General features: G+C 62.0%; 22 protein-coding genes. 7 read left to right on the top strand and 15 right to left on the bottom strand.

What is annotated here, in order from left to right; all coding sequences use genetic code 11:
• Positions 1-52 precede the first annotated feature (52 nt).
• The 6 genes from NE852_RS17365 to NE852_RS17340 all read right to left on the bottom strand — a co-directional run bounded on the left by NE852_RS17365 (position 53) and on the right by NE852_RS17340 (position 9,182).
• Positions 53-3,376, bottom strand: coding sequence for an efflux RND transporter permease subunit (locus NE852_RS17365; RefSeq protein WP_258155880.1), 3,324 nt, complete (start codon positions 3,374-3,376; stop codon positions 53-55).
• A gap of 12 nt (positions 3,377-3,388) precedes the next feature.
• A complete protein-coding gene (locus tag NE852_RS17360; protein WP_008534565.1) occupies positions 3,389-4,579 on the bottom strand; it encodes an efflux RND transporter periplasmic adaptor subunit in 1,191 nt (396 codons plus the stop codon).
• Positions 4,580-5,078: 499 nt separating this feature from the next.
• A complete protein-coding gene (locus NE852_RS17355) occupies positions 5,079-6,050 on the bottom strand; it encodes an ABC transporter substrate-binding protein (protein ID WP_008534563.1) in 972 nt (323 codons plus the stop codon).
• A 58-nt stretch (positions 6,051-6,108) separates the two neighbouring features.
• Positions 6,109-7,236, bottom strand: a complete 1,128-nt coding sequence (locus NE852_RS17350; protein ID WP_258155879.1) for an ABC transporter permease — start codon at positions 7,234-7,236, stop codon at positions 6,109-6,111.
• Positions 7,233-8,162, bottom strand: coding sequence for an ABC transporter permease (locus NE852_RS17345; RefSeq protein WP_008534550.1), 930 nt, complete (start codon positions 8,160-8,162; stop codon positions 7,233-7,235). The genes NE852_RS17350 and NE852_RS17345 overlap by 4 nt, the downstream gene beginning before the upstream one ends.
• Before the next feature lie 234 nt (positions 8,163-8,396).
• Positions 8,397-9,182 (bottom strand): ABC transporter ATP-binding protein, encoded by a 786-nt coding sequence (locus tag NE852_RS17340; protein ID WP_008534548.1) that lies wholly within the window; start codon positions 9,180-9,182, stop codon positions 8,397-8,399.
• Between the two features lie 94 nt (positions 9,183-9,276).
• On the opposite strand from NE852_RS17340, the gene NE852_RS17335 reads away from it, so the two are divergent.
• Positions 9,277-9,690 (top strand): cupin domain-containing protein, encoded by a 414-nt coding sequence (locus tag NE852_RS17335; RefSeq protein WP_008534547.1) that lies wholly within the window; start codon positions 9,277-9,279, stop codon positions 9,688-9,690.
• A gap of 58 nt (positions 9,691-9,748) precedes the next feature.
• Here NE852_RS17335 and hydA read toward each other — a convergent pair whose 3' ends face one another.
• The 3 genes from hydA to NE852_RS17320 are packed head-to-tail and all read right to left on the bottom strand — an operon-like array spanning position 9,749 to position 13,043.
• Positions 9,749-11,203 carry a dihydropyrimidinase gene (hydA, locus tag NE852_RS17330; RefSeq protein ID WP_008534545.1) on the bottom strand — a complete coding sequence of 485 codons (1,455 nt, stop codon included), beginning with the start codon at positions 11,201-11,203 and terminating at the stop codon, positions 9,749-9,751.
• Complete coding sequence (locus NE852_RS17325; protein WP_008534542.1) at positions 11,200-11,790, bottom strand: endonuclease domain-containing protein; 591 nt, start codon at positions 11,788-11,790, stop codon at positions 11,200-11,202. Before NE852_RS17325 ends, hydA begins: the two co-directional genes overlap by 4 nt.
• Positions 11,790-13,043: a Zn-dependent hydrolase gene (locus NE852_RS17320; RefSeq protein WP_037174964.1), complete on the bottom strand. Its 1,254-nt coding sequence runs from the start codon at positions 13,041-13,043 to the stop codon at positions 11,790-11,792. Before NE852_RS17320 ends, NE852_RS17325 begins: the two co-directional genes overlap by 1 nt.
• A gap of 299 nt (positions 13,044-13,342) precedes the next feature.
• On the opposite strand from NE852_RS17320, the gene NE852_RS17315 reads away from it, so the two are divergent.
• Both NE852_RS17315 and NE852_RS17310 read left to right on the top strand, forming a co-directional pair.
• Positions 13,343-13,993, top strand: coding sequence for a TetR/AcrR family transcriptional regulator (locus NE852_RS17315; RefSeq protein WP_258155878.1), 651 nt, complete (start codon positions 13,343-13,345; stop codon positions 13,991-13,993).
• A gap of 113 nt (positions 13,994-14,106) precedes the next feature.
• Complete coding sequence (locus NE852_RS17310) at positions 14,107-14,733, top strand: HAD hydrolase-like protein (protein ID WP_008534536.1); 627 nt, start codon at positions 14,107-14,109, stop codon at positions 14,731-14,733.
• 46 nt (positions 14,734-14,779) lie between these two features.
• Here the strand turns inward: NE852_RS17310 and NE852_RS17305 are convergent, their stop codons facing one another.
• A complete protein-coding gene (locus tag NE852_RS17305; protein WP_008534535.1) occupies positions 14,780-15,679 on the bottom strand; it encodes a LysR family transcriptional regulator in 900 nt (299 codons plus the stop codon).
• Positions 15,680-15,781: 102 nt separating this feature from the next.
• Here NE852_RS17305 and NE852_RS17300 point away from each other — a divergent pair, with 102 nt between their 5' ends.
• Positions 15,782-16,804, top strand: coding sequence for an NAD(P)-dependent alcohol dehydrogenase (locus tag NE852_RS17300; protein WP_008534532.1), 1,023 nt, complete (start codon positions 15,782-15,784; stop codon positions 16,802-16,804).
• A gap of 88 nt (positions 16,805-16,892) precedes the next feature.
• Here the strand turns inward: NE852_RS17300 and NE852_RS17295 are convergent, their stop codons facing one another.
• Positions 16,893-17,303, bottom strand: coding sequence for a rhodanese-like domain-containing protein (locus NE852_RS17295; RefSeq protein WP_008534530.1), 411 nt, complete (start codon positions 17,301-17,303; stop codon positions 16,893-16,895).
• 70 nt (positions 17,304-17,373) lie between these two features.
• Here NE852_RS17295 and ftrA point away from each other — a divergent pair, with 70 nt between their 5' ends.
• From ftrA to prfH, 3 genes are all read left to right on the top strand, one after another.
• A complete protein-coding gene (gene ftrA, locus NE852_RS17290; RefSeq protein WP_258155877.1) occupies positions 17,374-18,375 on the top strand; it encodes a transcriptional regulator FtrA in 1,002 nt (333 codons plus the stop codon).
• 199 nt (positions 18,376-18,574) lie between these two features.
• Positions 18,575-19,798: an RNA ligase RtcB family protein gene (locus NE852_RS17285; RefSeq protein ID WP_258155876.1), complete on the top strand. Its 1,224-nt coding sequence runs from the start codon at positions 18,575-18,577 to the stop codon at positions 19,796-19,798.
• Complete coding sequence (gene prfH, locus NE852_RS17280) at positions 19,785-20,399, top strand: peptide chain release factor H (protein WP_008534502.1); 615 nt, start codon at positions 19,785-19,787, stop codon at positions 20,397-20,399. The genes NE852_RS17285 and prfH overlap by 14 nt, the downstream gene beginning before the upstream one ends.
• A gap of 101 nt (positions 20,400-20,500) precedes the next feature.
• Here the strand turns inward: prfH and NE852_RS17275 are convergent, their stop codons facing one another.
• From NE852_RS17275 to NE852_RS17260, 4 genes are all read right to left on the bottom strand, one after another.
• A complete protein-coding gene (locus NE852_RS17275) occupies positions 20,501-20,617 on the bottom strand; it encodes an SEC-C metal-binding domain-containing protein (RefSeq protein ID WP_245270819.1) in 117 nt (38 codons plus the stop codon).
• Between the two features lie 203 nt (positions 20,618-20,820).
• Positions 20,821-22,134 (bottom strand): NAD-dependent dihydropyrimidine dehydrogenase subunit PreA, encoded by a 1,314-nt coding sequence (preA, locus tag NE852_RS17270; RefSeq protein ID WP_258155875.1) that lies wholly within the window; start codon positions 22,132-22,134, stop codon positions 20,821-20,823.
• 15 nt (positions 22,135-22,149) lie between these two features.
• Positions 22,150-23,511: an NAD(P)-dependent oxidoreductase gene (locus NE852_RS17265; protein WP_008534498.1), complete on the bottom strand. Its 1,362-nt coding sequence runs from the start codon at positions 23,509-23,511 to the stop codon at positions 22,150-22,152.
• Positions 23,512-23,910: 399 nt separating this feature from the next.
• Positions 23,911-24,906: a sensor histidine kinase gene (locus NE852_RS17260; protein WP_037174958.1), complete on the bottom strand. Its 996-nt coding sequence runs from the start codon at positions 24,904-24,906 to the stop codon at positions 23,911-23,913.
• Positions 24,907-25,007 lie beyond the last annotated feature (101 nt).

Genomic DNA, 25,007 nt, shown 5'->3' with positions numbered 1-25,007 from the left:
AAAACGAACGGGCCGGGAGATCGTCCCGGCCCGTCCGTTTACTGGACGTTGCTCACTCCGCCGCGAAGGGCGGCAGGCGAAGCACATTGGTGTCTTTGGCGCCCTTGCGCTTGCTTTCCGGCTTCTCGATCGCGGTCAGGCGCTCGTCCAGCGAGTCGATGTCGGTGCGGTTCTCGCGGGTAACGCGGGTGAGATCTTCGCGCGACAGCGGCAGCTCTTCCTCGTCCTTCCTGCCGACCAGACGGCCGAACATCCAGCCGAGCAGGCGGGACAGATCGTCCATGATCAGGAAGAAGGAAGGCACGACGACGAGGGACAGCACCGTCGAGACGATGATGCCGCCGATCACCGCGATTGCCATCGGCGCACGGAACGAGCCGCCTTCGCCGACGCCGAGCGCCGACGGCAGCATGCCGGCCGACATGGCGATCGAGGTCATGATGATCGGCCGGGCGCGCTTGCGGCCGGCTTCGACCATGGCCTCGACGCGGCCCATACCCTGATGGCGCATCTCGATCGCGAAATCGACGAGCAGGATCGCGTTCTTGGTGACGATGCCCATCAGCATCAGAATGCCGATCATGACCGGCATGGAGAGCGGATTGCTGGTGACGATCAGGCCCGCCGCGACACCACCGATGGCAAGCGGCAGCGAGAACAGGATGGTGAAGGGCTGGATCACGTCCTTGAAGAGCAGGATCAGCACGGTCAGCACCAGCAGGAGGCCCATCAACATGGCGTTGACGAAGCTCTGCTGCATTTCGGTCTGCACCTTGGTATCGCCGCTTTCGGCAAGATGCACCGTGGCCGGGATCTTGGCGTCGTTGACGATCTGGCGGAAACGGGCTGAGGCCGTATCGAGCGCCACGCCCTGCGGCAGGTCCGAACCGATCGAGACGACGCGATAACGGTTGTTGCGCTTGATCGAGCTCACGCCTTCCGAATAGTCGATATTGGCGACGCTCGAAAGCGGAACGGTGCCGCCACTGGCGGTCTGGATCTTCAGCGCCCGAATGGCCGCAAGGTCACGGCGCATGTCGACCGCGGCCTGGACGCGGATCGGGATCTGGCGATCGTCGAGCGAGATCTTGGCGAGAGCCGCATCGACATCGCCGATGGTGGCGACGCGGATCGTCTCGGAGATCTGCTGCGGCGTGATGCCGAGGCGGGCGGCCTCGTCCTTGCGCGGGTAGACCTGCAGTTCCGGACGGGGCAGGGCGCCGTCGGCGCTGACATTGGCGAGCAGCGGATCGGCGCGGAGCTTCGATTCCAGAATGCCGACAGCCTCATTCAGGTCCTTCTCGTTCTTGGAGAGGAAGTTGAAGGAGAGGTCGCGTTCGCCGCGGTCGTTGAGCTTGAGGATGTGGACGTCGGGAATGTCGGCCAGCTTGGCGAAGACTTCCTTTTCAATATCCCATTGCGGACGCACGCGGCCGTGGACGTCCACCTTCGGCAGTTTCGGGCCGATGACCGGGATATGGCCGATCACGTCGTTGACCACCTTCTTGACCAGCGACTGGTCGAGCTTGCCGAGCGCGAGTGTGATGGTTGCGCGGCGCAGTTCGAGCTCGCCCTTCGGCGATGCGCCGCCGAGAACGAAGACGCTTTCGACGCCGTTGATATCCTTGACCCTTTTATAGATCGCATCGGTCGTCTTCTCGGTGTCGTCGAGCCGCGCATTGGGCGGCAGTTCGACCGAGAGAACGATGCGCGACGCGTCTTCCGCCGGCAGGAAGCTGCCGGGCACGAACATGAACAGCGAGATGACCGACCCAACCGTCAAGAGAAAGGCTACGATCAGAGTTGTATAACGCCAATACCACTTGCGGGTCGTGCCGCTGACAAGACGCGTATAGCCCTTCATCAGCAAGCCATCATTGTCGTGATGGTCTTCCATCGCGTCTTCGGCACGCATCAGATAAGCGGCCATCATCGGGGTGATGAGGCGCGCGACCAGCAACGAGAAGAAGACGGAGAAGGCGACGGTCAGGCCGAACTGGATGAAGTACTGGCCAGGAATGCCCGGCATGAAGGAAACCGGCACGAAGACAGCAATGATGGTGAAGGTGGTGGCGATGACGGCGAGGCCGATTTCATCCGCCGCCTCGATCGCCGCTCGATAGGGCGTCTTGCCCATCTTGATGTGACGGGCGATGTTCTCGATTTCCACAATGGCGTCGTCGACGAGAATACCTGTCGCGAGCGTCAAGGCGAGGAAGCTGACGAGGTTCAGCGAGAAGCCCATCATGTCCATGACCCAGAAGGTCGGTATGGCCGACAGCGGAAGGGCAATCGCCGAAATCAGGGTCGCCCGCCAGTTCCTGAGGAACAGAAGAACGACGATGACGGCAAGCAGTGCGCCTTCCAGCAGCGTATGAATGGCGGCTTCGTAGTTGCCGTATGTGAAATAGACCGAATCGTCGATCATCTCGATCTTGACGTTCGGGTTTTCGCCCCTGACCTTGTCGAGGCTCTGCGCCACGGTTTCGGCGACGCTGACTTCGCTGGCGCCCTTCGAGCGGAAGACGCCGAAGGTGACAACCGGCGTATCGTTGAAGCGCGAGAAGGATTTCGGCTCCTCGTAGGTATCCTTGATCACGCCGAGATCGGATAGCTTGACGAAACGGCCGCTCGGCAGCGCAATCGTCGTGTCGGCAAGCTCGGCGACGTTGCGAGCGTCGCCGAGAACGCGGATCGCCTGTTCGCTACCCGCTACCTGGCCGCGGCCGGAGCCGAGGTCGACGTTGGTGCCGCGCAGCTGCTGGTTCACGCTCGCGGCGGTGATGCCGTGGGCGTTCAGCTTGTCGGGGGTGAGTTCGATGCGAACTTCGCGCTCGGCGCCGCCGTAACGGTCGACACGGCCGATACCGGCCTGGCCCTGCAGCGCCCGCTTGATCGTATCATCGACGAACCAGGAGAGTTCTTCCAGCGACATGTCGGGCGAGGAAACGGCGAAGGTCTGGATCGCCTGGCCCTCGACGTCGACCTTGGTGACGATAGGCGCTTCGGCTGTCGCTGGCAGATCACTGCGGATGCGGTCGATCGCGTCCTTGACGTCCTGTACGGCCTGTTCCGTCGGCACTTCCATCCGGAACATGACGTTGGTCTGCGAGCTGCCGTCGGTCACCGTCGACTGGATTTCGTCGATGCCGGTGATCGAGGCGATCGCATCTTCGATCTCCTTCGTCACCTGCATTTCGAGTTCGGCCGGCGAGGCGCCGCTCTGTGTTACGCTGATCGAAACGAGCGGCACGTCGATGTTCGGGAAGCGCGTGATCGGCAGCTTGTTGAAAGACTGCATGCCGATGAAGATCAGCAGGCAGAAAGCCAGGAGCGGCGCGATGGGATTTCGTATGGACCAGGCTGAAAAATTCATCGGATGGTCTCTTTAGTTGGAAGCCGAGGGCTGCTCACGCACCGGCGTGATGTGGTCGCCGTCACGGACGTAGGCGCCCGCCTTGGCGACGACCTCATCGCCGGTCTTCAATCCACTGATGATTTCGACATAGGGGCCGTCCTGAATGCCGGTTTCGATCTTTGCGAATTTTACCACGCCGTCCTCGACCTTGCGGGCGGAGGAGCCCTCCGTGCCGGTAAGGACCGCGGTCAGGGGAAGCGATACGCCCTCTGCCTCGCGCACGATGATTTCGGCGCTGCCATACATGCCGGAACGCGCCTTGCTGTCATCGTCGATGGAGATGTGGACAAGGCCGAGGCGGGTCACCGGATCGACGGTCGGCGAAACCAGACGCACGGAACCGGAAAGTTTTTCGCGGCTGCCGGAGAGTGAAACAGTCGCCTTCTGACCCGGCATGACCCTGACGATGTCGCTTTCGGCGACTTCGGCGACGAGCTCGACATCACCGTCGCGGATGATGGTGAACAGCGGATCGCCGTTACCGGCGGCAATGGCGCCGACCTTGGCGTTCTTAGCAGCGACGGTGCCGGCGACCGGCGTCTTCACGTCGGTGCGCGCAAGCTTCAAATCCGCATCGGCGATCTGGCTGTCGAAGACCTTGAGATCGGCTTCGGCGACCTCGATCGCCTGTTCGGCGGAGACGACGCGGGCATTGGCGGCGGCGGCGGTCGCATCGGCCTGCTCGACCTGGGCGGTGGAAACCGTGCCCTTCTTGCCCATTTCCTGGGCGCGGGCCTGCTGCTGCCTTGCCTGTTCGGCATTGGCCTGCGCCTCGATGAGTTGTGCGCGCAGCTGGGCAAGGCTCGCCTCGCCCTTGGCCTTCGTCGCCATCATCTGGCTCTTCTCCAGCACCAGCGCGTCGTCGTTCAGCGTCGCCAGCCTGCTTTCCGCCTGGACCTTATCGCCGACATCAGCCTTCAGCGTGCGGATCGAGAGGCCCTCGACCTGCGGCTGGATATAGACTTCCTCGACGGGCTTGACCGTTCCCGTGCCGATGACACGGTCGACGAGGGTGCGATTGACAGCCGTGGTGACGACGATCGCCGGCAGGTTCTGCTGCGGCTTTGCGACCGGCGCCTCCTGCGAAAATGCGGTGGATGCAGCCAGGAGCGCTGCAAAGAGTGCGGATGTTCCTAGAATTCCGTTCGGCTTAAGTGCCATGCGTCTTGGTCCAATCTTGTCAAAAGGTTAGCCGAACTCGCGCGTCTGCCATTTCAGCTCGCGACCAGGCCACTGCCTTTCCTGCATTCTCAGGGGTATCCACACATCATTTGCCGTCTTCATCCCTCGTCGGCAAATCGGCTTGTAGTTGGTATCGATTTGCTCGATATGCAAGCCCGATGGAAAACAATTCCCCATGCGCCCATAATAATTACCATCAGAACCTGAATCAATCATCGAAGGGTTATGCGAACATGACGATGATTGATCGAGCTTCTCTCCTAAAGCGCATTGCGATCTTTCAAATTCTCGCCTGCGCGTTAGCTCCTGTTATGCATGTCGAGCCGAAAAACCGCTGCACAGTTTTGCGCGACATGCATCAATGACGTTTGGCGCCGGATAAATGCGACAGTTGCGAGGCATTTTTTTCATCTCGGTGCGAAAAATAAAAAAACGCGCGGAAATCTTTCCGCGCGTCTCGCTTCGCATGCTGGCGTAATTACTTGGAGGCGGCGTCGGTGACGTCGTGCGTCCAGGCGCCGGATGGCTCCTTGCTGATGATCTTCTGGTCGAGCAGCGCCTTCGCCGTGCGGGCATAGAGCGCCTCGTCGAGCTTGCCGGAGCCGTCGCCGACAAGCTTGGCGACTTCGCCCATCATGCGCTTCTGATGGTTCTCGTCCTGGCCGCCATTGTCGACGACGATCTCGGCGGCTTCGTCGGGGTTCTCGGTCGCATATTTCCAGCCCTTCATTGAGGCGCGGACGAACTTGACCATCTTTTCCTTGAAGGCTGGGTCTTTCAGCTTGTCTCCCATCGCATAAAGGCCGTCTTCCAGGAGGTCGTTGCCCATCTGCGTATAGTTGAAGACCGTCAGTTCCTCCGGCTTGAAGCCGGCATCGATCGCCTGCCAGTATTCGTTATAGGTCATGACGGAGATGCAGTCGGCCTGCTTCTGGACGAGCGGCTGCACGTCAAAGCTCTGCTTCAGCACGGTGACGCCGTTCGCGCCGCCTTCCGTGGACAGGCCGAGCTTGTTCATCCAGGCGAAGAAGGGATATTCGTTGCCGAAGAACCAGACGCCGAGCGTGTGACCCTTGAAGTCGGCTTCGGTCTTGACCGGCCCGTCCTTGCGGCAGATCATTTCCAGGCCCGACTTCTGGTAGGGCTGGGCGATGTTGATGAGCGGAACGCCTTTTTCGCGGGCAACCAGTGCGCCGCCCATCCAGTCGACAATGACATCGGCGCCGCCGCCGGCGATCACCTGCTCAGGGGCGATATCGGGGCCGCCCGGCTTGATGTCGACGTCGAGGCCTTCTTCCTTGTAGAAACCCTTCTCCTTGGCGACGTAATAACCGGCGAACTGGCTCTGTGTGACCCATTTCAGCTGCAGCACCACCTTATCGGCGGCCATCGCATGGGCCGCGGCCAGCGACATGGCGCTTGCCATCATTGCAACCATCAATTTTTTCATTTTCTTGTCCTTACCCTCTGAAGTTATGCCCGGACCTTTTGCGAAGCCCCGTGCGCGCCTAGCCACCACGGATAGACGGATGCCAGAAAGTCACCGCCCGTTCCGTCAGGGCAATGACGCCATAGAAGATCGAGCCGGCCAGCGCCGCAACGGCGATTTCCGCCCAGACCATGTCGACATTCATGCGGCCGATCTCGGTGGAGATGCGGAAGCCCATGCCGACGATCGGCGTTCCGAAGAATTCCGCAACGATGGCACCAATCAGCGCCAGCGTCGAGTTGATCTTCAGCGCATTAAAAATGAAGGGCATGGCTGCCGGAAGCTTGAGTTTCAGCAGCGTCTGCCAGTCGCTCGAGGCATAGGTGCGCATCAAGTCGCGCTCCATGCTGCCGGAGGCGGCAAGGCCGGCCACCGTGTTCACCAGCATCGGGAAGAAGGTCATGATGATGACGACGGCGGCTTTCGACGGCCAGTCGAAGCCGAACCACATGACCATGACGGGAGCGATGCCGATGATCGGCAGCGCCGACACCATGTTGCCGATCGGCAGCAGGCCGCGGCGCAGGAAGGCGACGCGGTCGGCCAGCACTGCGACAACGAAGCCGCTGAGGCAGCCGACGACATAGCCGATCAATACCGCCTTGAAGATCGTCTGCCTGACATCGTCACCGAGAATCGGCAGCGAGGCCATGATGCGTGCGCCGATGGCGCTCGGCGGCGGCAGCAGGATAAAGGGGACACCGGCACCACGCGTGACCGCCTCCCAGAGAATGAGGATCCAGGCGCCGAAGATTGCGGGGATCAGAAGCTGGAGTGACGACTTGCCGAAGGTGGTGACGGGCTGCAGTTTCGAAAGCTCGGTGACACATCGCCAGGCAAGCAGCCAGGAGGCAAAGAGCAGCAGGAAGAAAGCCCGTGTTGCCGTAGCCTCGTTGCCGGAAAGAGCCGAAAGCAGCATCCAGGCGGCACCATGCGCGCCGATGAACAGCACGGTGGCGCGATAGGCCGGCGGCTGCGGCGCAAAAGACAGGAGAGCGGCTGCGGCGACGATGATGAAGATCAGGCTCGCCGTGCCGTCGCTCAAGGGTCGCGTCATGCCCTCACCCAGAAGCGGAAGGCTGGTCAGCGCCGCGATGCAGAGAACGAGGGCGATTACGCCCTGCCAGGAAAAGGTCAGATGTCTCATGCCGGTCTCCCGCCCATGGCGCGATCGACGATTTTCCCCGCAAGGCCGACGATCGCGACGAGAACGCCCGCAAGCAGCGATCCGGCGACGAGGGCCGCCCAGATATCGATGGTCTGGCTGTAATAGGAACCGGCAAGCAGCTTCGAGCCGATGCCGGCGGTCGCACCCGTCGGCAGTTCGCCGACGATTGCGCCGACAAGGCTCGCGGCGATCGCGACCTTCATCGACGTAAAGAGGAAGGGGACCGAAGCTGGGACACGCAACTTCCAGAAGGTCTGCATGGGGCTCGCATTATAAGTGCGCATCAGGTCGAGATAGAGGATTTCGGGTGACCGCAACCCTTTCACCATGCCGACGGCGACGGGAAAGAAGGAAAGATAGGTGGAGATCAGCGCCTTGGAAACGAGGCGGGAGGCGTCGGAATCGAGGTTCAGAAGATGCGCCAGCGCGTTGTCGCCGGTCAGCACGTTATAGGAAATAATGACGATCATTGGCGCGATGGCAAGGATCGGTATCGTCTGGCTCGCCACCAGCCACGGCATCAGCGAGCGGTCCATGGCGCGGTTGTGCACGATCAGCACGGCGAGAAGAATGCCGAGCAGCATGCCGAAGCCGAAGCCGAGCAGCGTGGATGAGAGCGTCACCCAGCTATGGTACACGAGGCTGCGGTTGCTCGAAAGGCTGCGCAGGACGGTATTCTCGTAGACATTCTGCGCCACCTGATGCGGCGCCGGCAGGATCGGCTTCGGCTGCGCAAGCGTCTTGCCGACGAATTCCCATGTGGTCGGCGTGGCGCCGGCGCGGCTGTCCATGTCGCGCTGGAACGGCGCATTCATGAGAACGGCCGCGACATACCAGATGGCGATGAGGGCGAGCAGGATGGTGGTGACGGGGATGATCTTGTTTTTGAAGGTGTCGGGTTTCATAGGGAGCGCTCCCATAAGTCCACACCGTGCGTGCGGTTACCCCCCTCTGTCCTGCCGGACATCTCCCCCACAAGGGGGGAGAACGACAAGAGGATAGCGCGTCGATCCCCAATGTTTTGACGCTGGATCAGCGGTCTTTTATTGTTTGGGGAAGCCGGTTCGGCATGTCGATCTCCCCCCTTGTGGGGGAGATGCCCGGCAGGGCAGAGGGGGGTGACCCTCGGACTCAATCGCCTAAACCTCATGGCTATGCCCCGTCCTCAGCCCCTCGCGGACGCGGTGGGCGATTTCCAGGAATTCGGGGGTGTCGCGGATGTCGAGCGGGCGTTCGGCCGGCAGCGTTGAATCGATGACATCGGTCACGCGGCCCGGGCGCGGCGACATCACCACGATCTTGGTCGAGAGGTAGACGGCCTCGGGGATGGAGTGGGTGACGAAGCAGATCGTCTTGTTGGTGCGGGCCCAGAGTTTCAGCAGCTCTTCGTTCAGATGGTCGCGGACGATCTCATCCAGCGCGCCGAAGGGCTCGTCCATCAGCAGCAGGTCGGCATCGAAGGCGAGCGCGCGGGCGATCGAGGCGCGCTGCTGCATGCCGCCGGAAAGCTGCCAGGGAAATTTCTTCTCGAAGCCGGAAAGACCGACGAGGTCGAGCGCCTCGGCGATGCGCCTGGTGCGGTCGGCTGCAGTATAACCCATGATTTCCAGTGGCAGGGCGATGTTTTTTTCGATGGTGCGCCAGGGGTAGAGCGCCGGCGCCTGGAAGACGTAGCCATAGGCGCGGGCCTTGCGGGCTTCCTCCGGCGTCATGCCGTTGATCGAGATTTCGCCCGACGTGCTCTTTTCAAGATCGGCGATGACGCGCAGGAAGGTCGTCTTGCCGCAGCCCGACGGGCCGATGAAGGAGACGAAGTCGCCCTTGCGCACATCGAGATTGACATCGCTCAGCGCATTCACCGGGCCGTCATTCGCCTGGTAGGTGAGACAGAGATCCTTGGCGGATACGACGGAGGGTGCTTGCATCAATGCGACCGATCTTGTTTTCGCCGCCGGGAGGCGGTTTGCATGTTACCATCGCCGCAGGCTTGGCCGGCGGCACAATTCACGGAGGAAGAAAATGGACGCGACATCAAAACCCACCTGCCACATCGTTCGCCCCAACCATGCCTATGACGGCAAGCAGGGGCTGAGCTATTTCCAAGGGATAGCGGCCGAGACGGTCGGCGCCAAGGGCATCTGCATGCACCTCCTGACGATCCCGCCCGGCGTGCGGGCCAAGGCGCATCTGCACGAGGCGCACGAGACGGCGATCTACATGCTCTCCGGCGAGGCCCATACCTGGTATGGCGACCGGCTGGAGCATCACGTCGTCGTCCATGCCGGCGAACTTTTCTACATACCGGCGGGTGTGCCGCATATGCCGGCAAACCTCAGCAGCACGCCATGCACGGCGGTCATTGCCCGCACCGATCCGAACGAGCAGGAAAGCGTCGTGCTTCTGCCTGATTTGGACGCGCTGGTGCCGGCGTGAGGTCATCCGCATGGAGGCGTCATTCCCCGGTTGATGGCCGTTTCGTTGCGCTCCATCGTCACACGCCGGTTGCCGGAATGCCGCTGCGTTCCACCTTGCGCGGAGAGGTGATCTCCTTCCAGGTGGAGAGCGCCTTGCTGACGGCCGTGACCGGCTCGCGCCTGACAAACTCGCCGTGGCCCTCTTGGGTCTTGATGGTGCTTTCCTCGATCGCAACGACGCCGCGCGTCAGCGTATAGCGTGGCAGGCCGGTCACTTCCTTGCCTTCGAAGACATTGTAGTCGATCGCCGACTGCTGGGCCTTGGACGAGATGGTCTTCGACCGTTTCGGATCCCAGACGACGATGTCGGCATCGGCGCCGACGAGGATCGCGCCCTTCTTCGGATAGATGTTGAGGATCTTGGCGATGTTGGTCGAGGTGACGGCGACGAATTCGTTCATCGTCAGCCGGCCGGTGTTGACACCATGGGTCCAGAGCATCGGCATGCGGTCTTCGAGGCCGCCGGTGCCGTTCGGGATCTTGGTGAAGTCGCCGACGCCGAAGCGCTTCTGCGCCGTGGTGAAGGCGCAATGGTCGGTCGCGACCACCTGCAATGAGCCGGAGGCGAGGCCTGCCCAGAGGCTATCCTGATGCTGCTTGCTGCGGAAGGGCGGCGACATGACGCGGCGGGCGGCGTGATCCCAGTCGGGATTGGAATATTCGCTTTCGTCGAGCGTCAGATGCTGGATCAGCGGCTCGCCATAGACGCGCATGCCCTTGGAGCGGGCGCGGCGGATCGCCTCGTGCGCCTGTTCGCAGGAGGTATGGACGATATAGACGGGGCAGCCGGCCATGTCGGCGATCATGATGGCGCGGTTGGTGGCTTCCCCCTCCACCTCGGCGGGGCGGGAATAGGCATGCGCCTCGGGGCCGTTATTGCCCTCGGCGAGCAGCTTTGCCGACATCGAGGCAACGACGTCGCCGTTTTCGGCATGCACCAGCGGCAGGGCGCCGAGCTCGGCGCAGCGCTGGAACGAGGCGAACATCTCGTCGTCATCCACCATCAGCGCGCCCTTATAGGCCATGAAATGCTTGAAGGTGTTGATGCCCTTGTCGCGGACGATGGTCTCCATTTCCTTGAAGACCTGCTCGCTCCACCAGGTGACCGCCATGTGGAAGGAATAGTCGCAATTGGCGCGGGTCGACTTGTTGTCCCACATGGTCAGCGCTTCGAGCAGCGACTGCCCGGGAGCGGGAAGGGCAAAATCGACGACCATGGTCGTGCCGCCGGAAAGGGCGGCACGCGTGCCGCTCTCGAAATCGTCGGAGGAATAGGTGCCCATGAAGGGCATTTCGAGATGGGTATGCGGATCGATACCGCCGGGCATGACGTAGCAGCCGGAGGCATCGAGGGTCTCGTCGCCCGAGAGATTCGGACCAATCTCGACGATCTTGCCGCCGTCGATCTTGACGTCAGCCTTGTAGGTGAGGTCGGCCGTGACGATGGTGCCGTTTTTGATGACTGTGGTCATGATCTTTCCCCGTTCTTGTCTGTAGATTCGGCTGGCGAATAGAAGCCGGGCAGTTCTGAGCTGGCCTCGATCCGGCCCTGCAAGGCCGCCAGAATCGTTTCGAGTACTGAGTGCCGTTCTTGCGAGACCTCCCGGTTCCAGAGGCGCAGCACTGAATAGCCGTTCACATTGAGCCATTCGGTTCGGCGCTGATCGTGGGCATTTTCCGCGTGTTGGAAGCCATCGACTTCGACGATCAATCGTTTTTCGCGACAGAGGAAATCGACAATGAATGGGCCGAGCGGAACTTGCCTTGCGAATTTGGAGCCGTTCAGGCGGCGGGCGCGCAGGTCGCTCCAGAGATGGTATTCCTCTTCGGTTTCGCCGCGGCGAAGAGCCCTGGCCTGGTCGGTTTTGTTGGTGCGATGTTTCCGGATATCCTGCTTGATAATCTTCGTCGCACACGGAGCCCCCTCATCCGCCCTTCGGGCACCTTCTCCCCGAGGGGAGAAGGGGGAAGCCGCGACGTCCGCCGTTCCCTTCTCCCCAGCGGGGAGAAGGTGGCCCGTAGGGTCGGATGAGGGGGCTCCGGGTGCGACAGTAAACATCACACCACAATCTCCGCCGTCTCGACCACCGCATGGAACAGCACATCAGCGCCCGCCGTCGCCCATTCCTTGGAGATCTCTTCCGCCTCGTTGTGCGAGAGGCCGCCGACGCAGGGGCACATGACCATGGTGGCGGGCGCGACCTTGGCGGCCCAGCAGGCGTCGTGGCCGGCGCCGGAGATGAGGTTCATGTGGCTGTAGCCGAGGCGTTCGGCGGCGGAGCGGACCGCGGTGACGAGCTTTTCATCGAAGGTAACCGGCGCGAAATGGCCGATCGCCTCGATGGAGCAGCCGACACCCAGCGCGTTGCAGATGTCAGGCGCTTGCGCCTCGATCTTTGCCCGCATGCGGTCGAGCTTGGCCTTGTCGGGCGAGCGGATGTCGACGGTGAAGACCACTTTGCCCGGCAGGACGTTGCGGGAGTTCGGCGAGAAGAAGACCTGGCCGACGCCGCCGACGGCGCCCGGTTGTTCGCCCATCGCCACCCCCTGCACCATTTCAAGGATGCGTGACATGGCAAGGCCGGCATTGACGCGCATGTTCATCGGCGTCGAGCCGGTATGGGCTTCCTTGCCGGTCAGCGTGAATTCCAGCCACCACAGGCCCTGACAGTGGGTGACGACGCCGATCTGTTTGTCTTCGGCTTCGAGGATCGGACCCTGCTCGATGTGATATTCGAAATAGGCGTGCATCTTGCGGGCGCCGACCTCTTCGTCGCCGACCCAGCCAATGCGTTTCAGCTCGTCGCCGAACAGGTTGCCCTCGGGATCCCTGCGGTTATAGGCAAAATCGAGGCTGTGCACGCCTGCAAAGACGCCCGACGCCAGCATGGCTGGGGCAAAACGCGCGCCTTCCTCGTTCGTCCAGTTGGTGACGACGATCGGGTGCTTGGTCTTGATGCCGAGATCGTTCATCGTGCGCACGACTTCGAGCGCTGAGAGCACGCCGAGCACGCCGTCATATTTGCCGCCGGTCGGCTGGGTGTCGAGGTGCGAGCCGACATAGACGGGCAGGGCATCGGGATCGGTGCCGGGGCGGGTGGCGAACATCGTGCCCATTTGGTCGACGCCCATCGTCAGGCCCGCTTCGTCGCACCATGTCTTGAAAAGGCTGCGGCCCTCGGCATCGGAATCCGTGAGCGTCTGGCGGTTGTTGCCGCCGGCGATTCCGGGGCCGATTTTCGCCATGTCCATGAGACTGTCCCAGAGACGGTCGCCATTGACGCGCATGTTCTCGCCTGGTGCTGCCACCATTCCTATGCCCTCACCTGTTTGCGGCAGCCATGCAAGGGGCATGCCCACCTGTTCCCGTGGTCTCTTTCCGCGCCTCTTATTGGTTTTGTCGAGCGCCGGAAAATCGCCAGTTGCCTTTGTTTTTCATCTGGCGGATATTTGACCGATTGGTAAACATTACAACTTCCACCGCGGGGCTCAAGACGAAAATCACGAAAATTGCCGATAAAAATGCGGGCAGTTGCACAAGAAAGCGGCACGGGCGGCCGCCGGCCGAAACTTGAGCGAAGAAGTTGAATTTCAAGGGGAAACAATAGCCGATGGCTATTCCGAGAGCAGCGAAGACCCTGAGACGGACGCAAATCCAGGAGGAGAAGGAAGAGCAGATTCTGGAGGCGGCGCTCGACGTGTTTTCGGCACGCGGCTTTCGCGGCTCGACCATCGACCAGATCGCCGAAGTGGCCGGCATGTCGAAGCCCAATCTGCTCTATTATTTCCGCACCAAGGAGGCCATGCACCGGGCGCTGATCGACCGGGTGCTCTACACCTGGCTGGAGCCGCTGCGCGCCTTCGATGCCGAGGGCAATCCCGAGGAGGAAATCCGCAGCTACATCAGGCGCAAGCTGGAGATGGCGCGCGATTTTCCGCGAGAGAGCCGGCTTTTCGCCAATGAGGTGCTGCAAGGCGCGCCGCATATCGAGGACGAGCTGAAGGGGCCGCTGAAGGAATTGGTCGACGAGAAGGCGGAGGTCATCCGCGCCTGGACGAAATCAGGCAAGATCGCCGAATGCGATCCCTATCACCTGATCTTCTCGATCTGGTCGACGACGCAGCATTATGCGGATTTCGACGTCCAGGTGCGCGCCGTGCTGGGGCAGGAGCATGCCGGCGAAGGGCGCTTCGAGGATGCGGCGCGGTTTCTCGAACAACTCTTCATCGGCGGATTGCGGCCGGACATTCCGAGGGCGTGATCGTTTTTCCCTCTCTGGGGACGCTCCACCCGGGCGAATGTCTTTGCGCTCGACGTGTTGCTTGGCCAGCTGACGTGTTGCTTGGCTGGCTGCTGTAAGGCAAAGTTCTAGCGATGAGACATGATCTAGCCATTTTCGACTTCGACGGAACGCTTGCAGATAGTGGAGAATGGTTCTCCGGCTCGCTGAACGATGTGGCTGATCGTTTCGGTTTCCGCCGGACAACCATCGAAGAGAGGGAGGCGCTCCGGCATTTGGGGAACCGTGAGATCATTCAGAAGCTGCGAGTGCCGATGTGGAAGATGCCGGCTATTGCCGCATATATGCGGCGAAGGGCGACAGAGGACATCGAGTCGATACGGCTATTCGAAGGGGTCGCACCGGCATTGACGATGTTGCGCCAGCGCGGCATCAAGCTCGCGATCGTCAGTTCCAATACCGAGCAGAACGTACGAGTGGTTCTTGGCCCGGAGCTTGCCGAACTGATCAATTTCTATGGATGCGGGTCTTCAATATTCGGCAAGGCCGTCAAGTTTAGAGGCGCGATGAAGCAGCTCGGGACCGCGCCGGAGCGTACCATCTGCGTTGGCGACGAGACGCGCGACATCGAGGCAGCCAAGGCAGTCGGTGCGTCATCAGCGGCGGTCACTTGGGGATATGCCGCACCGGAATCGCTTCGGCGGCTGAAGCCGACGCTGGTCCTCGAGCAGGTGCACGAACTGGAAAGACTGGCAGGATAACCATCCAGGCCTGCTTATGGAGCGCCATCGCCTTGGGTCGAAGGGATCAGCCCATCATTGCCGGCAATCTGGCGGCGAGCGTATCGATCGCAAGTCTCACCTTCGGCAGCATGACCGGGGAGCGTGGCCAGATGGCATGGGCATCGAAGACATTGGCCGGCTCGTGCTTCAGCACCTGAATGAGCCGGCCTGCCAGCACCTCCTCGCGTACAAGCCAGCAGGGCAGCCAGGCAAGGCCGCGCCCGGCGACGGCCGCATCTGATATCGCAGCCAGATCGTCGAGCCGCAGCCGCGCCTTCGGCGCGATCCGCCGCATGGGATCGGCTGTCGTGGGAAAGATCCAGCCCTTGTCGCCGTCGCCCCGCCGGTAGACGATGCCTTCATGCCGCAGAATATCGGAAACCGTCTGCGGGGGGCCGTGTTTTTCCAGATAGGCGGGCGATGCGCAGACCGTCATGCGTTGGCGGGCGATCGCCCGAGCCATCAGATCCGGATTGTCTTTCAGGGGGCCGTTGCGGATGGCAAGGTCGAAGCCATCCTCAAGCAGATCGACGACACGGTCGTTGAAGGAGAGGTCGATTTCGAGATCCGGATGTTCATCGAGCAGGGTTGCGAGGATCGGCGCGATGCAGCGGCGGCCGAAAAGCACGGGCATGGAGATGCGCAATCGGCCACGCACGTCGCGCCGGCCGGATTCCAGCATGGCTTCTCCGAGGCGGATTTCCTCGACCGCCCGCAGGCAGCGTTCGTAGAAGAAGCGACCTTCCTCGGTAAGGCTCTGCATGCGTGTCGTGCGGTTGAAAAGGCGCACGCCGAGACGCTGTTCCAGACGTGCGATGGTTTTGCCGACCGCCGAGCGGGTGAGGTGGAGCCGGTCGGCGGCAGCCGAAAAGCCACCGGCCTCGACGGTTTCGACGAAGATCGAGATGCCCTTCAGTTGCTCCATCTTGTTTCCTTTATGGAACCATTCTGGCGAATTAATATCACAACTGGTGCGAAATATTCAACGATATGGTCTTGCTCCCTGCAATGAACAAGGAGCAAGGCAATGGAGACGACACGGGAATGGCAGATCGACACGGTCGGACCGGACCGCCAACTGACGATCGGCGAGCGCAGGCTTGAGCCGATTTCGGGAAACAAGGTCCTGGTTCGGGCGGAAGCCGTCTCGCTCAATTTTCGCGACCGGCTGGTGATGGAGAGCGGCATGGGGCTGCCGCTGCAATTTCCCTTCGTGCCGGCTTCCGATATGGCCGGGGTGGTGGAGGCCGTCGGGCCTGCCGTCACCCGCTTCAAGCCGGGCGACCGGGTCATCTCGACCTTTTCGCCCGACTGGATCGACGGGCGTGGCTTGGGTGACGCACGCACCCCGCCTTACAAGACACGCGGCGGCTTCTATCCGGGCGTCCTTTCCCAATACACCGTGCTGTCCGAGGAATGGTATTCGCGCGCGCCTGACACGCTCGATGCGGCGCAGGCGAGCACCTTGCCTTGTGCCGGTCTGACCGCCTGGTTCGCCTTGATCGAGCGCGGCGGCCTGAAGGCCGGCGACAAGGTTTTGGTGCAAGGTACCGGCGGCGTGGCGCTCTTTGGCCTGCAGATCGCCAAGGCGCATGGCGCAGAGGTCTTCATCACGTCAGGCAGCGCGGAGAAGCTCGAGCGTGCTCTTGCCCTCGGCGCCGATCATGCGATCAACCGCCATCAGGGCGACTGGGTAGAGCAGCTCTATCAGCTGACCGACGGCTACGGCGCCGACCATGTGCTCGAAATCGTCGGCGGTCCACATCTCGGTGAGGCGTTGAAGGCTGTGGCGGTCAACGGCCGCATTTCCGTCATCGGCGTGCTCGAAGGTTTCGAAGTCTCCGGCCCGGCCGGCCCGCTTCTGCTCAAGGCCCCTGTCGTGCAGGGAATTTCGGTCGGCCATCGCCGCGCGCTCGAAGATCTTGTGCGAGCCATCGAGCAGACGGGGCTTAAGCCTGTCATCGACAAGCGTTATGCCTTCGGCGAGTTCCCGCAGGCCCTCGACCATCTCTATCGCGGGCCTTTCGGCAAGGTGGTCGTCGAGTTCTGACGATCGCGATTTCCCTTCTCCCCAGGGCATGCTTCCTCAAATCGGAGTCGATTTAGGAGTAAGCGCTGCCGGGAGAAGGGAAGGCTGGTCAGGCCGCGGCGGGAACGCCTTGTTCGAAGGCAAGCCCTTCGTCGGCCCAGCCGGTCAGGCCGCCGATCATCAGCTTGGCCTTGAGGCCGAGCTTGGCGAGGCGGAAGGCGGCCTTGTCGGCGCCGTTGCAATGGGGGCCTGCGCAATAGACGACGAAGAGCGTGTCCCTTGCCCATTCCGACATGCGATGTGCGGTCATCTTGCCGTGCGGCAGGTTGATCGCGCGGGGAATGTGGGATTGCGCAAACAGTGCCGGCGAGCGCACGTCGAGGAGCACGAAATCGATCTTGCCGGCGGCAAAGGCTGCGCTGACATCCGAGCAGTCGGTCTCGAAGGCGAGTTTGGCGCCAAAATGGGCGGCGGCGAGATCGGGCTCGGCGGCGGGGATTTCAGAAACGGGGCTTGGCATCGGTCTTTCCTTTCGTGTTGGAGTTGCCGCCTGGTATCGCCGATGCTAGAGGTTTGCGATATTGGCCATTATGACCGACAGCGTAAAGATCATGCCAAATCTATTGCCGCCGCAGACGAATGGACCGCTGGTCGCCGTGCTTGCTTATGACGGGCTCTGCACCTTCGAATTCGGCATCGCCTATGAGGTCTTCGGCCTGCCGCGTCCCGAGATGGGCGAAGGCTGGTATCGCTTTGCGGTCTGTGGGATCGAGCCAGGCCCACTTCGCGCCGCCGGCGGATTGACGGTGGCGGTCGACAAGGGGCTGGAGGTGCTCGACGAGGCGGACCTGATCGTCGTGCCGGGCTGGCGGGCGATCGATGCGCCCGTACCGGCGCCACTCGCCGAAGCGCTGAGGGCCGCGCATCAACGCGGCGCGCGCGTCATGTCGCTCTGCTCCGGCGTTGCCGTCCTTGCCGGGTCCGGACTGCTTGCCAACCGCAGGGCGACCACACATTGGCGCTATGTCGCTTCGATCTCCGCGCGTTACCCCGACATCACGCTCGATGCCGCCGTTCTCTACATCGATGAAGGCAGCCTGCTGACGGCGGCCGGCAGTGCAGCCGGCATCGATCTCTGCCTGCATGTCGTGCGCGGCGATTTCGGCTCGGATGCCGCAAACAGCGTCGCCCGGCGCCTCGTGGTGCCGCCGCATCGCGAAGGCGGGCAGGCGCAGTTCATCAGCGCCCCGGTTCCGGAGGCGCGGGAGGGCATTCGCTTGGGTCCACTGATCGAATGGATGCGCGCAAGCCTTGCCGAGGAGCAGCCGATCAGCCTGCTCGCCAAACGGGCCGGCATGAGCATGCGCACCTTCCAGCGCCGCTTCGAAGCGACGACAGGTCTCAGCGTCGGCGAATGGCTACTGAAGGAGCGGCTGCGCCATGCCCGCGACCTGCTCGAAAAGGAACTCGCGGTCTCGCTCGACGACATTGCGATATCAAGCGGCTTCGGCACGCTGGCAACCATGCGGCATCATTTCCGCAAGCGGCTGGGAACGAGCCCGCATGCCTACCGGAGATCATTCGGCGGCTGAAGCGCGCCATGCTTGCATTTATATCCGACTTCCCCTAAAGGGGCGCTCTCGATTGTTCTGGATGAAGGGAGCGACACGATGACAAATATCTCCGCACGCCCCGAGAGGGTTTCGGTTTAACTCAGCCAATGGCTGATGCAGGCCGGTTGAACATCGCCATCTCAGGCGATGAAAGACCACTCATATCCAGAGTATCATCATGGGCAATTCTATTGGGAGCGAAAGCTCCCTGATGGCGCCGGCGGCAGTTCCGGCGCTCATCAATCGTTTCTTTTCCAGTTCTGCCTGGATCGAAGGCGCTGCCTTGGACCAGCTTGACGAAATGTCTCGCCTGCCGGGCGCCTTGGAAATCGCCGCCTTTCCGGATTTGCACCCCGGCAAATACGGTGCGACCGGCGTGGCGCTGTTGTCGTCCCGGCTGCACCCGCTGCTGATCGGCAACGACATCGGCTGCGGGATGTCACTCTTCGCTCTCGATCTGCCGCTGCGCAAACTGAGGATCGACAAAGCGGCGGAGCGGCTTCGCCGGCTTGAAACGCAGGCAATCGGCGATGCTGGCGACATGCTCGCTGAAGCTGGTCTGCCTGCCGATCTGGCACCGGAAGCCTTGGGCACGATCGGCGGCGGCAATCATTTCTGCGAGCTGCAGGCCGTTGAAGAGCTTGCCGAGGGCGGACGTGCGGCTGGTCTCGACGATCAGCGGCTCTATCTGCTCGTTCATTCTGGTTCACGCTCCCTCGGTGCCGCGGTATTCAGCGAAGCCGCGGCTGCACATCCGGCGCTTGTCGCCGGTCTCGATCCCGGATCGGAAGCAGGTGCTGCCTGGCTTGCGAGCCATGATCGCTGCGTTGCCTGGGCATCGCTGAACCGGCGGCTCATTGCCGCGCGGGCGGCTGCGGCGCTTCGCGCCGATCTCAGCCTCATCGCCGACATACCGCACAATCTCGTTCGTCGCTCAGATCGCGGGTTTGTGCATTACAAGGGTGCGGCGGCCGTCGCACCCGGCGAATTGGCGCCGATTGCGGGATCGCGCGCGAGCCTCAGCCATCTGGTTGTCGCGGGTGCCGGCGTCAGCCGTTCGCTCGGCGGTATCTCTCATGGGGCTGGCCGCAAGTATGACCGGGCCACAATGCATGGACGTGTCGGCCGCAATCGCTCCGAACGCGAACTACTGTTGCGGAATACTTGGGGAGGTATCGCGATCTGTGACGATCGCGCTCTCGTCGTCGAAGAGGCAGCATCGGCCTATAAGGATGCCGGGCAGGTGGTGAGCGATCTCGAAAATGAGGGGCTGATCATCGGACTTGCGAGCTTTCGGCCGCTCGTCACCTTCAAGAAGGCGGTTGATGAAGCGGAGGTCGAACAGCGCCGGCGAAAACCCGACCATCGCAGGGAAGGAGGGAGCGGTTATGAGCGCTATTGATCTTCTCGTGACATCAGGCAACGGTCCGGTGGAGTGCCGTATCGCGCTCACAGCGCTTCTCGGCATTATCGAGCGCGAGGCAATCGGGCTTGGCTGCTCTTTCGAGGCCAGCCTTGGCCCGATGCCGGATCAACACGGCGCGAAGTCGGCGATTGTCAGTCTCGACGGCGCCGGGGCGGAGCAGATCGCGGCCGGCTATTGCGGCACGATCCGGTTCACCTTCAAGAGTCCGGTGCGTCCCGGTCACAAACGACAGAACTGGTTTGTTGCGGTTCAGTGTATCGATGCCAGGCCTGAAGGCGGCGAGGTGACGATCGATCCGGCCGACCTGCGTTTCGAGACGCTGAGAGCCGGCGGACCCGGCGGGCAGCACCAGAATACGACGGACAGCGCGGTTCGCGTGCTGCATCGGCCGACCGGTCTCGTGGTGACGGCGCGGGACGAGCGCTCCCAGCACCGCAACAAGGCGCTGGCGCTTCGGCGTCTCGAAGCCATGTTGCACCAAATCGAGGCTGAGAAGCAGGAGGCAGCAAAATCCGGACGCTTCATCGCCAACCGGACCATCGAGCGAGGCAACGAGGTCAAAAGCTTCAAGTTGTGATCCGGCATTGCCGGGCTGACCGCAATAAACGGCGCCCTCTCGTAAAGGGCGCCGTCATCTTCAGTCACGGTCTCTAAAAATAATAATCCCGCTCGATGCCGTCATAGCGGCCGGATTGCAGGCAGCAATTCTTGAAGCCGCCTCCTGGAGCCGCAGGGGCAGGGATCGTTGCGGCCGAGTTTTTCGATTAGTTCGACGTCGCCGTGAACGGTTTGCAAACCGGTCTTGACCCGGGTTTCGGACGGGAAGGATTTACGTCGTTTCGACGTGACCTCAAAAGCTGAGGTCGGTGAGGTGTTTGCGAGCCATGGCTGCCTCCTCCTAGGTTACAAGCTGCGATCGTGCAGCATGGTGGCCATAAATCCATCATGGGTTCAGCGCAACGCCGCGGAATGATTTTCTCCGCGGCGTTGCAAGCCGATCACTCCGCGGCCTGGCGGGCCATCGGGTTGTTCGGGTGGGTCGTCCAGTTGGCGTAGTTCGGATCGACCACCTTGCCGGTGCGCTTGTCGAGCGAGCCGGCCGGAAGCTGCTCCATGGTGATGCAATTCTCGACCGGGCAGACGCTGACGCAGAGATTGCAGCCGACGCACTCCTCGTCGATTACCTCGAAATGGCGCAGGCCGTTGACGACGTTGGTGATCGCCTGATGCGAAGTATCTTCGCAGGCGATGTGACAGCGGCCGCATTTGATGCAGGCATCCTGGTCGATCTTCGCCTTGGCGACGTAATTGAGGTTCAGATACTGCCAGTCGGTGACATTGGGCACGGCGCGGCCGGTAATGTCGTCGAGGGTCTTGTGGCCCTTTTCGTCCATCCAGTCGGAGAGGCCCGTGATCATTTCCTGCACAATCTTGAAGCCGTAGGTCATGGCTGCGGTGCAGACCTGGACGTTGCCGGCGCCGAGGACGAGGAATTCGGCAGCGTCCCGCCAGGTCGTGATACCGCCGATGCCCGAGATCGGCAGGCCGTAGGTTTCGGGATCACGAGCGATTTCGGCCACCATGTTCAGCGCGATCGGCTTGACCGCCGGGCCGCAATAACCGCCATGGCTGCCCTTGCCGCCGACCGTCGGGTTGGGTGCGAAGTTGTCGAGATCGACGGACACGATCGAATTGATCGTGTTGATCAGCGACACGGCGTCGGTGCCGCCGGCCTTGGCGGCCCGCGCTGGGCGGCGGATATCGGTGATGTTGGGCGTCAGCTTGGTGATGACGGGCATGCGGGTGTACTGCTTGCACCAGCGCACGACCATTTCGATATATTCCGGCACCTGGCCGACGGCCGAGCCCATGCCGCGTTCGGACATGCCGTGCGGACAGCCGAAATTGAGTTCGATGCCGTCGGCGCCGGTCTCTTCGACGAGCGGCAGGATCGACTTCCACGCCTGTTCCTCGCAAGGCACCATGATCGAGGCGATCAGCGCCCGGTCCGGCCAGTTCATCTTGACCTGCTTCATTTCGCGCAGGTTGGTGTAGAGGTCGCGGTCGGTGATGAGCTCGATATTGTTGAGGCCCAGCAGACGGCGGTCGGCGCCGAAGATCGCGCCGTAGCGCGGGCCGTTGACGTTGACGACGGGCGGGCCTTCCTCGCCGAGCGTCTTCCAGACCACGCCGCCCCAGCCGGCCTTGAAGGCGCGCTCGACGTTATAAGCCTTGTCGGTCGGCGGCGCGGAGGCCAGCCAGAACGGGTTCGGGGATTTGATGCCGACGAAATTATTGCGGAGATCAGCCATTGTTCATTCTCCCCTTCAGGCAACCGCGACAGCCGGAGCGGCGGCTGCGGTGAGGGTGCGATGGATGGATTCGGCCGCATCGCGGCCGTGGGCGACGGCGGAAACCGTAAGATCCTCACCGCCGAAGACGCAGTCGCCACCGGCCCAGATGCCATCGAGCGAGGTGTGGCCTTCAGTGTCGACGGCGATGCGGCCGGATTCCATGCGCAGCGAACCGACGCCTGAGGCTTCGAAGGTCTGGCCGATCGCCTTGAAGATCTGGTCGGCGGCGATCACGCCGGTTTCACCGGTGCCGACGAGGCGGCCTTCGACGAGCTTGGTATATTCCACCTCGATCGCAGCGACCTTGCCGTCCTGCGAAAGGATCGATTTCGGCGCCAGCCAGTGGCGGATGATGACGCCCTTGGAGCTTGCCAGATCCTGCTCATATTCCGAAGCGTTCATGTGCTCCTTGCCGCGGCGGTAGCAGATCGTTACCTCCTCGGCGCCGAGGAGCTTTGCCTGCACGGCGGCGTCGATCGCCGTCATGCCGCCGCCAAGGACAACGACGCGCCGCCCGATGGCGATCTCGCTCTTGTCTTCCGTCTGGCGAAGGGCGGCGATGAAATCGACGGCGTCGTCGACGCCTGCCAGATTCTCGCCCTCGATGCGCAGCGCGTTGACGCCGGCAAGGCCGATGCCGAGGAAGACGGCGTCATATTGCGCCAGCAGATCGGCAAGCGAAAAATCGCGGCCGAGAAGGGCGCCGTGGCGCACGTCGATGCCGCCGATCGAAAGCACATAATCGACTTCCTGCTGGGCGAAATCATCGACCGTCTTGTAGGTGGCGATGCCGTATTCGTTGAGGCCGCCGGATTTTTCCCTGGCGTCGTAAATCGTGACGGAATGGCCCTTCACGGCCAGGCGATGGGCGGCGGCGAGACCTGCCGGCCCCGCGCCGACGACGGCAATCCTCTTTCCGGTCGGGTCTGCCCTGACATAGAACTGCTTGCCGGCCTGCATGGCGGCATCGGTCGCGTAACGCTGCAGGCGGCCGATCTCGACGGGCCGCTCTTCGGCCGTGTTGCGCACGCAGGCCTGCTCGCAGAGCTCTTCGGTAGGACAGACGCGGGCGCACATGCCGCCCAAGATGTTCTGATCGAAGATCGTCTTTGCCGAGCCGAGCGGGTTGCCGGTCGAAATCTGGCGGATGAAGAGCGGAATGTCGATCGAGGTGGGACAGGCCGTCATGCACGGCGCGTCATAGCAGAAATAACAGCGATCAGCGGCGACCAGCGCCTCATGATTATCGAGGCGCGGATGCAGATCGGAAAAATTAGCCTCATACTCGGCGGACGAAAGCCGGCCGGCATGAATCCCAGTTTCCAGTCGTTCCATTGAAGTTCCCTCATTATTGGTAAACGGCCTGTGAGGGAAGCGTAACTCAGGTTTAAAAATTTATCAAACGGTAAAATTTTGGCGGATTGCGCTTGCGAACCTGCCTGTAAGCCCATGTTTTCATGGAGAGAATTTAACCGGTTCGGATCGACGGACTGGCCGGGAGCGCGGCAGGGAAAGGGCATCGGAAAAAAGATTCAAAAAAGCCGAATTTTTTTTCGATGGGAGGGAACCAAAATTGGGCGTCGTCGTTATTGCGGTATCCGGATGGTGATCGCATCGACCCAACATGCGCGCCCCCAACCCACCATCCGGACGTACTCACGGTCCCCTCCCGGTGAGTGAAGACAGCCGGTGCGCCGCCCTCGCACCGGCTGTTTTTCCGTTCTCAGTCTTCTCTCACGCGCGCTTGAGAATCTCGAATTCGGTTTCGGGAATGGTCAGGTGGTATTCGATGCGGCCCGGCACGAGGTTCAGCTCCGCCTTGCCGTTAACCGACGAGGGTACGACGCGCTCCAGCACCGTACGGCCGAAGCTGTTGTCGCTGAACTCGTGGACTTCCGACTGATCCCGCAGCACTTCCGCCCAGGCGACCTCGATCGCCCTCCTGTCGCCGATCACGGCTTCGCGGCAATTCAGTGTGATGGAGGCCGCACCGCGAGATATCGCCCCATAGGAGGCGGAGTTGACGATGAGTTCGTGGAGCGCAAGCCCGAGATGCACGGCGGCATTCGGGGTCAGATGGGCGTTGATGCCGTAGATCGGCATGGCGCCTGATGTTTCCGGCCAATAAGGGGCGAACTGCTTTTCGGCGAGTTCAAAGAGGAAGGCGCCGCGCCAGCTTGAATCCGTGATCAGGTCCTGCGAGTTGGACAGCGACTGCAGCCGGCCACGGAACTTGAGGAGGAAGCTGTCGAGAGACAGCGTGTTGCGCGCCGTCTGGGTGGCGATGCCCTGGATGATGGCGAGAAGGTTCTTCGACCGGTGCGACAGCTCGCGCAGCAGCGATTTCAGCACTTTCTCGCGATGCCGGCTTTCGGTGATCTCGGTCATGACAGACAGAAGCCCGTAGGTGCTGCGTCCCCCGGTGCGCTGGATCTTCAGTTCATAGGTGCGCATTTCGCCGTCGACATCGATCTCGACCTCGGCATTGTTGGGAATGCCTGTTTCCAGCACCTTATGTTTCAGCACCGTCAGATATTGCCCATGGGCATCGCCGAAAAGGGCGGCGTCGCTGCCGCCGGGCGTAAGGAGCGCTGCGAAATGCGGCGGCAGATTTTCGGCGTAGAAGATCGACAGCCCGGCGTCCTGGCAGAGGATGGAGATCCCGGCGCTGCCGAGTGCACGCTCCATCATTGCGGCTTTGCCTTCGAATGCGAGAGGCGTGCCAGACAACGGTTCAGTCGTATTCACTCGGCCGCCTTTCCTTGTGACATCTCGAACGCCGCTGAAGGGAGCGCCCTTCCAGAAACCGCCTGCCAACTCTAGAACAAAGC

The sequence above is a fragment of the Rhizobium sp. Pop5 genome (assembly GCF_024721175.1).
In the GTDB taxonomy this organism is placed as follows: Bacteria; Pseudomonadota; Alphaproteobacteria; order Rhizobiales; family Rhizobiaceae; genus Rhizobium.
The sequence above is the reverse complement of the archived record's forward strand: the minus strand, read 5'-3'. Positions and strand labels throughout refer to the sequence as shown.

What these genes read in the sequence shown, in the direction of transcription:
- NE852_RS17365 (WP_258155880.1), bottom strand. Translation starts at nt 3,376, where the DNA reads ATGAATTTTTCAGCCTGGTCCATACGAAATCCCATCGCGCCGCTCCTG.
- NE852_RS17360 (WP_008534565.1), bottom strand. Translation starts at nt 4,579, where the DNA reads ATGGCACTTAAGCCGAACGGAATTCTAGGAACATCCGCACTCTTTGCA.
- NE852_RS17355 (WP_008534563.1), bottom strand. Translation starts at nt 6,050, where the DNA reads ATGAAAAAATTGATGGTTGCAATGATGGCAAGCGCCATGTCGCTGGCC.
- NE852_RS17350 (WP_258155879.1), bottom strand. Translation starts at nt 7,236, where the DNA reads ATGAGACATCTGACCTTTTCCTGGCAGGGCGTAATCGCCCTCGTTCTC.
- NE852_RS17345 (WP_008534550.1), bottom strand. Translation starts at nt 8,162, where the DNA reads ATGAAACCCGACACCTTCAAAAACAAGATCATCCCCGTCACCACCATC.
- NE852_RS17340 (WP_008534548.1), bottom strand. Translation starts at nt 9,182, where the DNA reads ATGCAAGCACCCTCCGTCGTATCCGCCAAGGATCTCTGTCTCACCTAC.
- NE852_RS17335 (WP_008534547.1), top strand. Translation starts at nt 9,277, where the DNA reads ATGGACGCGACATCAAAACCCACCTGCCACATCGTTCGCCCCAACCAT.
- hydA (WP_008534545.1), bottom strand. Translation starts at nt 11,203, where the DNA reads ATGACCACAGTCATCAAAAACGGCACCATCGTCACGGCCGACCTCACC.
- NE852_RS17325 (WP_008534542.1), bottom strand. Translation starts at nt 11,790, where the DNA reads ATGTTTACTGTCGCACCCGGAGCCCCCTCATCCGACCCTACGGGCCAC.
- NE852_RS17320 (WP_037174964.1), bottom strand. Translation starts at nt 13,043, where the DNA reads ATGGTGGCAGCACCAGGCGAGAACATGCGCGTCAATGGCGACCGTCTC.
- NE852_RS17315 (WP_258155878.1), top strand. Translation starts at nt 13,343, where the DNA reads ATGGCTATTCCGAGAGCAGCGAAGACCCTGAGACGGACGCAAATCCAG.
- NE852_RS17310 (WP_008534536.1), top strand. Translation starts at nt 14,107, where the DNA reads ATGAGACATGATCTAGCCATTTTCGACTTCGACGGAACGCTTGCAGAT.
- NE852_RS17305 (WP_008534535.1), bottom strand. Translation starts at nt 15,679, where the DNA reads ATGGAGCAACTGAAGGGCATCTCGATCTTCGTCGAAACCGTCGAGGCC.
- NE852_RS17300 (WP_008534532.1), top strand. Translation starts at nt 15,782, where the DNA reads ATGGAGACGACACGGGAATGGCAGATCGACACGGTCGGACCGGACCGC.
- NE852_RS17295 (WP_008534530.1), bottom strand. Translation starts at nt 17,303, where the DNA reads ATGCCAAGCCCCGTTTCTGAAATCCCCGCCGCCGAGCCCGATCTCGCC.
- ftrA (WP_258155877.1), top strand. Translation starts at nt 17,374, where the DNA reads ATGACCGACAGCGTAAAGATCATGCCAAATCTATTGCCGCCGCAGACG.
- NE852_RS17285 (WP_258155876.1), top strand. Translation starts at nt 18,575, where the DNA reads ATGGGCAATTCTATTGGGAGCGAAAGCTCCCTGATGGCGCCGGCGGCA.
- prfH (WP_008534502.1), top strand. Translation starts at nt 19,785, where the DNA reads ATGAGCGCTATTGATCTTCTCGTGACATCAGGCAACGGTCCGGTGGAG.
- preA (WP_258155875.1), bottom strand. Translation starts at nt 22,134, where the DNA reads ATGGCTGATCTCCGCAATAATTTCGTCGGCATCAAATCCCCGAACCCG.
- NE852_RS17265 (WP_008534498.1), bottom strand. Translation starts at nt 23,511, where the DNA reads ATGGAACGACTGGAAACTGGGATTCATGCCGGCCGGCTTTCGTCCGCC.